Source organism: Maricurvus nonylphenolicus, from assembly GCF_042854845.1.
GTDB classification, from domain to species: domain Bacteria; phylum Pseudomonadota; class Gammaproteobacteria; order Pseudomonadales; family Cellvibrionaceae; genus Maricurvus; species Maricurvus nonylphenolicus.
This window is the reverse complement of record NZ_AP031498.1, coordinates 2,665,537-2,677,683: the sequence shown is the minus strand read 5'-3', so window position 1 is coordinate 2,677,683 and position 12,147 is coordinate 2,665,537. Positions and strand designations below refer to the sequence as shown.

At 49.4% G+C, this 12,147-nt stretch carries 12 protein-coding genes; 1 reads left to right on the top strand and 11 read right to left on the bottom strand.

Annotated features, from left to right (window positions below):
• The first annotated feature begins 48 nt into the window (after nt 1–48).
• Nucleotides 49–795 (top strand): competence/damage-inducible protein A, encoded by a 747-nt coding sequence (locus ACGHZ6_RS11545; RefSeq protein WP_390619015.1) that lies wholly within the window; start codon nt 49–51, stop codon nt 793–795.
• Here ACGHZ6_RS11545 and ACGHZ6_RS11540 read toward each other — a convergent pair.
• The 11 genes from ACGHZ6_RS11540 to ACGHZ6_RS11490 form a co-directional block, all read right to left on the bottom strand.
• Nucleotides 790–1,263 (bottom strand): NYN domain-containing protein, encoded by a 474-nt coding sequence (locus ACGHZ6_RS11540; RefSeq protein WP_390619014.1) that lies wholly within the window; start codon nt 1,261–1,263, stop codon nt 790–792. The genes ACGHZ6_RS11545 and ACGHZ6_RS11540 overlap by 6 nt on opposite strands.
• The gene (locus ACGHZ6_RS11535) at nt 1,260–2,891 is read right to left on the bottom strand and encodes a response regulator (RefSeq protein WP_390619013.1); all 1,632 of its coding nucleotides are present in this window, start codon (nt 2,889–2,891) and stop codon (nt 1,260–1,262) included. Before ACGHZ6_RS11535 ends, ACGHZ6_RS11540 begins: the two co-directional genes overlap by 4 nt.
• Nucleotides 2,892–2,954: 63 nt before the next feature.
• Nucleotides 2,955–4,352, bottom strand: a complete 1,398-nt coding sequence (gene sthA / locus ACGHZ6_RS11530; RefSeq protein WP_390619012.1) for a Si-specific NAD(P)(+) transhydrogenase — start codon at nt 4,350–4,352, stop codon at nt 2,955–2,957.
• Nucleotides 4,353–4,421: 69 nt separating this feature from the next.
• Nucleotides 4,422–4,664 (bottom strand): (Na+)-NQR maturation NqrM, encoded by a 243-nt coding sequence (gene nqrM, locus ACGHZ6_RS11525; protein WP_390619011.1) that lies wholly within the window; start codon nt 4,662–4,664, stop codon nt 4,422–4,424.
• Nucleotides 4,665–4,764: 100 nt separating this feature from the next.
• On the bottom strand, nt 4,765–5,682 hold the full coding sequence (locus ACGHZ6_RS11520; protein ID WP_390619009.1) for an FAD:protein FMN transferase: 918 nt from the start codon (nt 5,680–5,682) through the stop codon (nt 4,765–4,767).
• Nucleotides 5,683–5,815: 133 nt separating this feature from the next.
• Nucleotides 5,816–7,039 carry an NADH:ubiquinone reductase (Na(+)-transporting) subunit F gene (gene nqrF, locus ACGHZ6_RS11515; protein ID WP_390619008.1) on the bottom strand — a complete coding sequence of 408 codons (1,224 nt, stop codon included), beginning with the start codon at nt 7,037–7,039 and terminating at the stop codon, nt 5,816–5,818.
• A gap of 18 nt (nt 7,040–7,057) precedes the next feature.
• Nucleotides 7,058–7,666: an NADH:ubiquinone reductase (Na(+)-transporting) subunit E gene (gene nqrE / locus ACGHZ6_RS11510; protein WP_390619007.1), complete on the bottom strand. Its 609-nt coding sequence runs from the start codon at nt 7,664–7,666 to the stop codon at nt 7,058–7,060.
• A 3-nt stretch (nt 7,667–7,669) separates the two neighbouring features.
• A complete protein-coding gene (locus ACGHZ6_RS11505) occupies nt 7,670–8,326 on the bottom strand; it encodes an NADH:ubiquinone reductase (Na(+)-transporting) subunit D (protein WP_390619006.1) in 657 nt (218 codons plus the stop codon).
• Nucleotides 8,327–8,329: 3 nt separating this feature from the next.
• Nucleotides 8,330–9,106, bottom strand: a complete 777-nt coding sequence (locus ACGHZ6_RS11500; RefSeq protein ID WP_390619005.1) for a Na(+)-translocating NADH-quinone reductase subunit C — start codon at nt 9,104–9,106, stop codon at nt 8,330–8,332.
• Nucleotides 9,099–10,298 (bottom strand): NADH:ubiquinone reductase (Na(+)-transporting) subunit B, encoded by a 1,200-nt coding sequence (locus tag ACGHZ6_RS11495; RefSeq protein ID WP_390619004.1) that lies wholly within the window; start codon nt 10,296–10,298, stop codon nt 9,099–9,101. Before ACGHZ6_RS11495 ends, ACGHZ6_RS11500 begins: the two co-directional genes overlap by 8 nt.
• Before the next feature lie 3 nt (nt 10,299–10,301).
• Complete coding sequence (locus tag ACGHZ6_RS11490; protein WP_390619003.1) at nt 10,302–11,645, bottom strand: Na(+)-translocating NADH-quinone reductase subunit A; 1,344 nt, start codon at nt 11,643–11,645, stop codon at nt 10,302–10,304.
• Nucleotides 11,646–12,147: the final 502 nt, after the last annotated feature.

The window sequence follows — 12,147 nt, the reverse complement described above, 5'->3', positions numbered from 1 at the left end:
CCTGTTTCCACGTATAATCAGGCTTTATCGTTAATCGGGACCCTTTGTATGCGTATCGGATTGATCATTGTAGGCGACGAGATTTTAAGCGGGCGTCGACAAGACAAACATCTACCTCATGTTGTAGATATGCTTAAGCAACGCGGGCTATTGCTTAGCTGGTCCCGCGTAGTAGGCGATGATCCCGAGTTACTGGTAGACACCTACAAACAGTCGTTGGCAACTAACGATCTGGTTTTTAGCACAGGCGGAATTGGTGGCACCCCGGATGATTTAACCCGTGAGGCGGTGGCCGCAGCCCTGGATAGCCACACTGAGCGTCATCCTGAAGGTATTGAGATCTTAAAAGCCTTCTGTGAACAGCATGACCGCAAGCTTACTGAAGAACGCTACCGTATGATCACCTTTCCCAAAGGCTCAACCCTGATTCCTAACCCGGTAAACACCATCCCAGGTTTCAGTGTAGGTGATCATCACTTTGTGCCCGGCTTCCCACAGATGGCCTGGCCAATGATGGAGTGGGTACTGGAAACCAAATACCCCCACCTGATCGATACGCAATATGACGAACAGGCGGTCATGGTCCTAAACACCTATGAAAGTGCCATTATCCCGATTATGGAAAAGCTAGAGAAAGCTTACCCCGCCGTAAAATCTTTTAGCTTGCCTATTATTCATCACGAGCAGCCTAAGATAGAGTTCGGTGTTAAGGGTAATACGCTGGAGGTAAAAGCTGCCATGGAGGATGTTAAGGCCGCCCTTAAAGACATCGGCTCAGAATGGGAAAGGCTATAAAAGCAATTCCCCCTCTATGGGTATATAGCGACTGGCGGCATCGATTAAGGAATCCGCCGTCAATTGACGCACCCCGTAAACATCCACCTCTAGCCGATGCTTTTGACGCAATGTGCTAACCAAGATATCGAAGTCACCATCACCGGAAACCAAAATCACCTTATCAACATCGCCAGAATACTCCAAGGCGTCCACAGTTATACCGACATCCCAATCACCTTTCGCCGAGCCATCAGCGCGCTGTATAAAGGGTTTTAACTTTACCTCAAAGCCGATAGCCCGCAGAATATTTTGGAATTCGCGCTGCTTTTGATCGCCTCGATCAATGGCATAAGCAAAAGCGTGGACCACTTCAGCCTCAGCAGTGATTGCAGACCAGAACCTGTTGTAGTCGAAACGGCGGTTAAATGCTTGCCTGGTGGTGTAATAGACGTTTTGAACATCAACCAGTACTAAGGCTTTTTTCATTGAAGCTTCTGCTGTTCTGCCAATGTAACCAGATGCTGGTAACGTGGGAATTTTTCATGGCTTTCCGAAAGCCCGCTGACTGCATCTAGATTTTCCTGATAGGCCTGCCTTAGCTCATCGCTATTGCCAGAAGACGCCGCCTTGGCTAACGCCACCTGTGCAATATTTAGCCGCAAGCCAACATGCTTTGGAAACAGACCGCTTGCTTGCTTAAACACTTCTAACGCCCTGTCATAGTCTTTACTGTCGTAGGATTCAATACCTTCCTTAGTAAGCTTTGAGGCTATGTTACGGCCATTTTGACTGATGGGTTCATCAGCCAGTGCGTCCGCCCTGCTGGTAATATCCGCATCGTCACTATTAGCTAACGCCGTCTTAAGAAGGAGATCATCTGCACCGATCTTATCCCCCAACGCGGCCATAGCCTGGGATAACTCCAGTTGAGCCAAAGGCGGTGGACTAGCTTTAGCTGCTTGTTCTTTGGCACGCTCCAATAAAGCTTCGGCCTCTTCTGTTTTGCCACACTGCTGCTTCAAACGCGACCTGGCCGCCAGAGTTTGCACCTTTATACCCTCGTCGCCGACATGCTTTTTCTCGGCACGCTTAAGGTACATTTCAGCATCTTTTATACGTTTCTGGCGTTCCTGATCTGAAGAAGCCTTAGCTTCCAGGAGCTCAGCAGACATATCAAAATAATCCTGCGGCGTGTAATGACAGGAATGCTCACCGACCTGAAGCGCCGACTTTCTTGCTTTTAAGGCTATGTCGGTATCACCATTTTGCTTAGCCATGGTCGCGAGCCGCCGTTGCCGCAGGGGAGATTTCGGGGAAGCAGCAATAGCATCTTCCAAGGCTTTTTGGGCACGTTTATATAGGCCTTTGATCTTATAGATCTCTGCCAGCAAATCACTTGCCTCAACAAAACGCCTGTCAGTTGCAACTACCTCCTTAAAGGTATCTTCTGCCTCATCATAGCGCTGTTGCGCCAAATAACTTTTACCCAGCCCCAATTGAGCCCAGACGGGTTTGTTCTGTTTGAGGCTTTCTATATAGATTTCCTGGGCTTCCTCATGACGCTCAAGGCGATACAACAATTCAGCTTTTATGCGCTGATAGTGACCAGTATACCGGCCGCCGCTATCGAGCTTGTCCTGACAACAGTCGATAGCTTTAAGCAAATCCCTTTCATCGATGGCTTCTTTAATGGGCAGCAGGTCGAGATGACGTATGATGATTTTGCTGAGTCGGTTTTGTAGAACCGATGGGGTAATAGGTTTACTGAGGTAGTCATCAGGAAGGTATTCCAGCACACCGAGCACCATATCCTGTGATGTTTCAGCGGTGATCATCACAAACAGACTGGTGTTACGCAACAGCTTGCGGTATCGGAGCTCTTCCAGAACCTGCTGGCCATCTTGCCCTGGCCCCAGGTTGTAATCACAAATAACCAAATCATAGCTACGCGTTTGGCACAGCTTAATAGCATCCTTGCTGGTCGCCGCCGTATCAGTTGCACCAAACCCAAAAGACTTCATTGCATCCTTTAAGTTGGCCCTGACCGCCGGCATGTCGTCAACTATAAGACAACGCTTATCCTGGTAGCTTTTTATTATATCTATCTGCTTCATTCTGAACTCTGGTGCTGCCTGACTTAAGGCAATAGCCTTGTTATAGCCTATTAAGACACCTTATCAGAATCTATTGACTCGGTTCAAACCATCCAGAGCAGCAACCCGATAAGCTTCAGCCATCGTTGGGTAGTTAAAGGTAGTACGCACAAAGTACTTGATGGTATTACCCTCTTCGGGCTGCTTCATAATGGCTTGGCCAATATGAATAATTTCGGAGGCCTCGGCGCCAAAACAGTGAATACCCAAAATTTCCAGGGTATCTACATGGAACAACAGCTTCAGCATACCGACATCTTCACCAGAGATTTGTGCCCGCGCGGTATTTTTAAAGAAAGCACGGCCTACTTCATAGGGTACTTTGGCTTCGGTCAGCTCGCTTTCGGTTTTACCGATAGAGCTAATTTCAGGCAACGTGTAGATGCCAGTAGGTGCATCGGTTACATAGCGACTGCTTAAGCCTGCAATAAAGCGGGCAACGGAGCGCCCCTGGTCGTAAGAGGCACTGGCCAGACTTGGCCAACCAATCACATCGCCTACGGCGTAGATATTTTCGATTTCGGTTTGGTATTTTTCCGACACCTTTAGCTGGCCACGATGGTCCGCTTGCAAACCGACTTTATCGAGGTTTAATCCGTCGGTATTACCGGTACGGCCGTTACACCATAACAAGGCATCGCCACGCAGGCGCTTACCGGATTTCAGGTGGATAGTTACACTTCGATCGTCAGCAGTGACAGATTCATACTCTTCACAGTGACGTACCGTTACTCCACCATCACGCAGGTGGTAACTCAGTGCATCGGAGATCTCATCATCCAGGAAAGACAACAGGCGATCACGACTGTTAATCAGGTCTACTTTTACGCCCAAACCTGCAAAAATAGAGGCGTATTCACAGCCAATCACACCGGCACCGTAAATAATCAGACTGCGTGGTGTATGAGCCATATCCAGAATGGCATCGCTGTCGTAAATACGCGCATGGGTAAAGTCGACATCTTCAGGATGATAAGGGCGTGAACCAGTGGCAATAACTACGTTCTTTGCCCGAATAGATTCAAAGGCGCCATCAGAGAGTTTTACCCGCACGGTGTTGGCATCTTTAAAGCTGGCTTCGCCCATATGAACACGGATGCGGTTTTGAGCAAAGTAGTTGGAATGCATATCCACTTGCTTTGGAATCACTTGCTTGGCTGACTGTAAGACGCGAGGAAAAGATAACCAACGTGCATCACCCGGTGCATGGAATAAGCTGTTGCCGTTAAAACGAATAACCTGTTTTACCGCGTGACGCAAAGATTTTGAAGGAATGGTGCCTTTATGGGCACAACCACCGCCGACCATTTGACGATTTTCTACGACCCCGACCTTTTGCCCGGCTTTGGCTGCAGCCATGGCCGCACCCTCACCTGCTGGTCCCGAACCAATTACTAATAGGTCGTAGTTATAATCTGCCATTGGTACTGCTACTCCTTCAGAGACATTTTTTAGATTAGATAGCTGCGTTACGCAGTCTTGGGGGTATTTTTATTTTTTGGACGCATCGTAAGCCAGGTCAGCAACAGCCGCTTTGGCTGCAGCCTTGTTTTGCTCTTCCTCACATTTATTTGGGTCGTTGCCACATAGATCACAGACGTAATCCTTTTCTTGTAAAGCAGCACCAACGCCGCCACAGGAGCCTTTGATCGGTTTGCGGCCCATAAGCACACCGACTGACATGGCCACGATAATGACTAACAGGCCAACAAACGCAAAAATAAACGTAGTCATACTTCTACCTCTTGATGCCCCTTGGACACCGGTCAACTGTAACGCTTTAACTGAAAAGCGCCATCATCTTTTAGTCTACCCCTAGCGATAATATAAGCCGCTAAAGATAGGGTTTGAAATCAATTGAGGATACCTCTCGATATCCCTCAGCATTTTTTATCAGGAAAAATGCCGGTATACCATTGGCATTAGCAATGGGTAGCGATGCCTCAGCACCCAGTACGCTAAAAGCGGTGGCCAATGCATCGGCTCGAGCCGAGGATTTGTCCAATACCGTGACTGATACCGTGTCGTGCGTCACCGGCCATCCGGTCCTTGGATCTATAGTGTGTGAATAGCGTTTACCATCCACTTCGAAATAATTGCGGTAATCGCCGGATGTGGCAATAGCAATGTCGGTGAGGCTTATGGCCTTTTGCACAGATTGAGTCAAATCCAGCGCGTTTGGATGCTCAATACCAATTCGCCAGGCCTGTTGACGAGGGCTGATCCCGGCTAAACGTATCTCACCGCCGATCTCCACCAGGTAGTTAGTCACCCGGTTTGCCTCAAGTAATGTCGCAACCCGATCAACCCCGTAACCTTTGGCTACGGCTGACAGATCAAGAGCCATATTACCCTGCTTGATAGCAATAAGCGCCTGACTATTGAGTCGTAGTTTATCAGATCCCAGCCGACTCTTCGCCTCCTCTATGACGTTTTCACTGGGTAAGTCATCCTGCCCTTCACTAGTACCGAATCCCCAGAGTTCCACCAAAGGTCCAATACTGATATCGAACGCCCCACCAGAAAGCTTGTAGACCGACTGACTTAACTTCAACACCTCATGCAATTCAGCTGATAGCTTTATGGGCTTATTGAGCTCAGCGCGATTCAGGCGCATCAGCTCCGAATCGATGATATAGGTCGACATCTGCAGGTTGATATCGAGCAGCAATTTATCGATATCAGCTTGTAACGTTTCTTTGCCAAGATAGGAAGGCGGATTGACCAGCGTAATATGATAGGTCGTTCCCATAGTTGCACCCTGAAGGCGCATGACCTTGGGTTCAAACGAACAACCATTAATTAATACGAGAGAGAAAAGCGAGACACACAAAAACAAAAACGAGGTCAAAGACCCCGTTTTTGATGGACGTTGAAGCCGGGAATTAACCCCCGAAGTCATCGAGCAGAATATTTTCATCTTCTACGCCGAGGTCCTTCAACATCTTGATCACAGCCGCGTTCATCATGGGAGGCCCACACATGTAGTACTCACAATCTTCCGGGGCTGGGTGATCCTTCAGGTACTCATCGTACAGCACGTTGTGAATAAAGCCGGTCAGACCTTCCCAGTTATCTTCTGGCTGAGGATCAGACATAGCAACGTGCCAGTCGAAGTTTTCGTTCTCAGCAGCCAGCATGTCGTACTCGTCCTGATAGAACAGCTCTTTCAAAGAACGTGCACCGTACCAGAAAGACATCTTGCGATTGGACTTCAGACGCTTGAGCTGGTCGAAGATGTGAGAACGCATAGGTGCCATACCTGCACCACCGCCCACAAACACCATCTCGTTGTCAGTGTCACGGGCGAAGAACTCACCGAACGGACCGTAAACAGTGATCTTGTCACCTGGCTTCAGATTAAATACAAATGAAGACATTTGACCCGGTGGAATACCCTGAGAGCCTGGAGGTGGAGTTGCAATACGAATATTGAACTTAACAACACCCTTCTCTTCCGGGTAGTTGGCCATGGAATAAGCACGAATGACCGGTTCAGTAACGATTGATTCATGCTTAAAGAAGCCAAAGTGCTCCCAGTCACCACGATATTGTTCTTCGATATCAAAATCGGCGAACTTAACATGATGAGCCGGTGCTTCCAGCTGAACGTAACCACCTGCACGGAAGTCAACGTTTTCGCCTTCAGGCAGTTTGAGGGTCAGCTCTTTAATGAAGGTGGCCACATTAGGATTGGACTCAACAGTACACTCCCACTGCTTAACACCGAATACGTCATCTTCAACTTCTACGTGCATGTCCTGCTTAACAGGAACCTGACACGACAGACGCCAGCCTTCGTTGGCTTCGCGCTTGGTGAAGTGAGACTCTTCGGTTGGCAGCATAGAGCCACCGCCACTCTCAACGATACATTTACACTGGGCGCAGCTACCGCCACCGCCACAGGCTGATGGCAAGAACAGACCGTCCGCCGCCAGGGTTTGCAACAGCTTGCCACCGGCAGGAACGGTGATTGTTTTCTCACCGTTAATTACAATATTTACGTCGCCGCTGTTTACCAGCTTGGAACGTGCGCTGAGGATCACCGCTACCAGTGCAAGCACGATACCGGTGAACATAACAACGCCTAATACGATAGTAATATCCATACGTCTCTACCCTACTGGTTACAGGTCAATACCGCCGAAGGACATAAAGCCCAAGGACATCAGACCAACGGTAATGAACGTGATACCCAGGCCACGCAGACCTGCAGGCACGTCACTGTACTTCATCTTCTCACGGATACCCGCCAGAGCAGCAATCGCCAGGGCCCAGCCAACACCGGAACCCACACCGAATACTACAGACTCAGCCAGATCGTAGTCACGCTCAACCATGAACAGAGAGGCACCCATGATGGCGCAGTTCACAGTAATCAGGGGCAGGAATACACCCAGAGCGTTGTACAGAGCCGGGAAGAACTTATCCAGGGTCATTTCCAGGATTTGCACCATTGCCGCAATTACACCGATGTAGGTGATCAAGCCCAGGAAGCTCAGATCGACTTCGGGGTAACCAGCCCAAGCAAGCGCACCTTCAGCCAACAGGTAGTTGTACAGCAGGTTGTTAACAGGCACGGTAATCGCCAGTACGACAACTACAGCAATACCCAAACCTACCGCTGCTTCAACCTTCTTGGAGATCGCCAGGAATGTACACATACCCAGGAAGAAGGCCAGGGCCATGTTCTCAATGAAAATGGCGCGGATAAACAGACTTAAATAATGTTCCATCGCTTAAGTCTCCTTCGCTTTGGTGTTAGGACAGATCTTGAACTCTTCTTCTTCCACCTGCTTCTCATCCCAGGTACGCAGACCCCAGATAATCAGACCAATCAGGAAGAACGCAGAAGGTGGCAACAACAGCATGCCGTTGGATACGTACCAACCGCCTTCAGTGGCCAGTGGTAGAATCTCAAGGCCCAGCAGCGTACCGGAACCGAACAGCTCACGGATAACCGCCAGAGCGATCAGCAGTGCACTGTAGCCCAGACCGTTACCGATACCGTCAAGGAAGCTAACGCCTGGGCCATTTTTCATGGCGAAGGCTTCAGCGCGACCCATCACGATACAGTTGGTAATAATCAGGCCAACGAATACCGACAGCTGCTTGGAAGCATCATAGGCAACCGCTTTCAGCACCTGATCAACCACGATTACCAGCGAGGCAATAATGGTCATCTGTACGATAATACGGATGTTGTTTGGAATATGGTTGCGAACCAGAGATACGAAAAGGTTCGAGAATGCACATACCGCGGTCAGTGCTACACACATAACCAAGGTCACATTCAAAGAACTGGTTACCGCCAGAGCTGAACAGATACCGAGGATCTGCAGAGCAATAGGGTTATTTTCGAAAACCGGTTTAAACAGAAGCTCTTTGATTTTCATCGATTAAGCCTCCCCTTTCTTCAGATTTTCCAGGTATGGGCCAAAACCATCTTTACCCACCCAGAATTTAACTAGGTTATCGACACCCTTACCTGTCAGGGTGGCACCGGACAAACCGTCAACTTTGTGAATATCACCGACAGGTGCAGGACCTTTGGTAACTTCAATAGCGACAGAACCGTCTGCAGCGAAAATTTGCTTACCAGGCCACAGTGCTTTCCAGGCCGGATTATCAACCTCGCCACCCAGTCCTGGAGTCTCAGCGTGTTGGTAGAAGCCCATACCCACAACAGTGTTGGTATCAGCATCCAGCGCCAGGAAACCGTACAGAGTAGACCACAGGCCATAACCTTTGATCGGCAGAATAACCTTCTTCAGCTCGCCGTTTTCTTCAACCAGGTATACCTTGGAGAAATTCTCACGGTTAGAGATCTTGGCAATGTCTTGCTCGCCAGTTAACGAGGTGGACAGCTTAGGATCTTTAGCAGCTTTGTTTTGGTCATAACGCTCCAGGTCACCACCGATAGCAGAAGCATCGGTGTATTTACCGGAATCCAGGTCAACCAGCTTGGTGGTAATAGCCTGGAATTGCTCTTCAACAGCAACACCCTCTTCCAGCAAGCCAGCAGCAGCCAGAATGTTGCGTTTAAAGTCGAGAGACTTGTTTGCGATTTGCGCTGGTTTCAGCATTACAGCGGCGGTCGATACGATCACCGAGCAAACAACACACAGCAGCAAAGTAACCGTTACGGTCTTCTTGATAGTATCGTTATTAGCCACGTGCCAACCTCCGCTTGATGTTCTTTTGCACCACGAAGTGGTCGATCAGCGGGGCAAACAGGTTGGCGAACAGAATCGCCAGCATCATACCTTCCGGGAAGGCTGGGTTTACCACACGAATAATCACCACCATAAAGCCGATCAGCGCACCGAAGTACCACTTACCGGTATTGGTCATGGATGCAGAAACAGGGTCGGTCGCCATGAAGATCATACCGAAGGCGAAGCCACCGACTACCAGGTGCCAGGTCCAAGGCATAGCCATCATTGGGTTGCTGGTTGCATCACCAAAGGTGTTAAACAGCAGAGAGGTGACAATCATGCCCAGCATAACGCCGGCAACAATACGCCAGGAAGCAATCTTCATTACCAGCAGTACCGCACCACCCAGCAAAATAGCCAGAGTAGAGGTCTCACCAATTGAGCCTTGCATCTTACCGAAGAAAGCATCCATCCAGGTCATTTGGCTCTGCAGGGCGTCCATACCACCGCTGTAGGCAACAGACAGTGCAGTTGCACCGGTGTAACCATCAACAGAGGTCCATACCGCATCACCAGACATTTCAGCCGGGTAAGCGAAGAACAGGAAGGCACGACCAGCCAGTGCAGGGTTTAGGAAGTTCTTACCGGTACCACCGAAGACTTCTTTAGCAATCACAACACCAAAGGAAATACCCAGGGCAGCTTGCCACAGAGGAACATCAGGAGGACAAATCAGGGCGAACAGCACAGAAGTGACAAAGAAACCTTCGTTAACTTCGTGGCCACGCTTCATGGCGAACAGCACTTCCCAGAAACCACCTACCGCAAATACCGTCAGGTAGATTGGCAAGAAGTAAGCAGCACCGTGCCAGAAGTTGTCCCAGACGCTGTTAGCATCGTAACCGGCAAACAGCTCAATTAAGCCACCGCGCCAGCCTTCAACCGCAGCAATGCCCAAATCGGCCATCGCCGTGTTGGCTTGCCAACCCAGGTTGTACATGCCGTAGAACATGGCCGGGAAAGTACACATCCACACAGTGATCATCATACGTTTCAGGTCGATGCCGTCACGTACGTGAGAAGTGGTTTTGGTTACATCATTCGGGCGGAATAAACCGGTATCAATGGCTTCGTAGAGCGCATACCAGCTTTCGAATTTACCACCTTTGTGAAAATGTGGTTCGATATCATCGAGGAACTTGCGTAACACGGCTTAACCCTCCTTCTCAATACGAGTTAAGTTGTCGCGCAGAATTGGGCCATATTCATACTTACCCGCACAAACAAAAGTACACAGTGCCAGATCTTCTTCATCCAGCTCCAAAGCACCCAGTTTTTGCGCCGTATCAGTATCACCCACAATCAATGCACGGAGTAACTGCGTTGGCAGAATATCCAGTGGCATAATGCGCTCGTAGTTACCTACTGGCACCATGGCACGCTCACTACCCATTGTTGTGGTAGTGAAATCGTATTCTTTCTTACCAAACAGGCTGGAAATATAAATGCCCATGGTCGAGAACATATTGAAGCCCGCACGCAAGTAATGCAGGAATGGACGATCTGTCCCCTCTTCCAGCACACTGATTTGCTGGTGGTAACGACCCAGGAAGGCAACAGCACCGTTAGCGGTACGACCGCCAAACACGGAACCGGAAATAACACGGTTATTGCCACCTTTGAGCTGACCCGCAGTCAGTTCTTCCAGGCTGGCGCCCACACGGGTGCGAACCAGACGTGGCTGCTCAACTTGAGGGCCCGCCAGAGAGATAACACGCTCGGTAGGCAGTTGACCGGTGGTAAACAGCTTACCAACAGCGATAACGTCCTGGTAACCGATGGTCCAAACAGTCTTGGTAGCACTCACGGGATCCAAATTATGGATATGAGTGCCGGCGTTACCGGCTGGGTGAACACCGCCAAACTCTTCAGAGCTCACACGGCTGTTATTGCCGGTGAAGACATCAGCGCCTTCGGCTTTACACACGTAGACCTGACCGGAGGTCAGCTTCGACAATACGGTCAAACCGTTTACGAAGTCGTCACGTTGTTCACGAATGATCAGTTCAGGATTGGCAGCCAATGGATTGGTATCCATCGCTGTTACAAAGATTGAATTCGGTGTAGATGCTGGAGCCGGAACCTTACTGTAAGGACGGGTACGCAGTGCAGTCCACAGACCGGAGTTTACCAGGTTGTCTTTAACCTGCTCTTCGGTCAGGGATGCCAGCTTATCGGCATCGTATTGAGCAAATGACTCGGCTTCATCGCCTTCAACATCAATTACTACAGATTGCAGTACACGCTTGGCGCCACGATTAATGGCGGCAATGGTTCCTGCGGCTGGAGCGGTGTATTTAACACCTTCGGTTTTTTTGTCTTGGAACAGAAGCTGACCTAGCTTCACTTTGTCGCCGACCTTGATGGCCATCGTCGGTTTCATACCGTGGTAATCGAAACCGATGACTGCGACAGAGCGAATTGACGGACCATCATAAATGGTCTGTTCAGGCGCTCCGGATATGGGTAGATCCAATCCCCGACGAATCTTAATCATACGTCTCTGCCTAATCACTCGTTGGATATAAGTGAGGCGCACGCCTGGGAACCTTAGCCGGTAAGCGGGAAACCAGTTGTGCTACCTAGATATTGTTATCAGCCAAGCACAACCCAAAACGCATCAACTGAGGTGAAAAAGGGTGTTTTCGGGGTTGATTTGGCCCCAAAAGCCTTTCCAGAACACCTTCAAGTGTAGACGACACACTTTGAATTGCACTTGCCTAAAGAAGCTCTGCTTTCACACCTTACCGCGACCCGCTACACCTCAGACTAAAAGGCAACGAGGGCGCGCTCACAGACCCGGTACAGATCGATCAAGCAAGCGCCAAACACAACAAAATGCGGAAGCATAGCTCCCGTAAATTAAACCGGCGCAATTATAGAGATCTGTAACCTCACATGCCAGAGCAAAATGACATTTTCGGTCAAATTTGATGGCAAAAGTGTAATAAACTCAAGGTGTTAGCGTACTACCACCCTATAGGCATAAAAAAACCCGC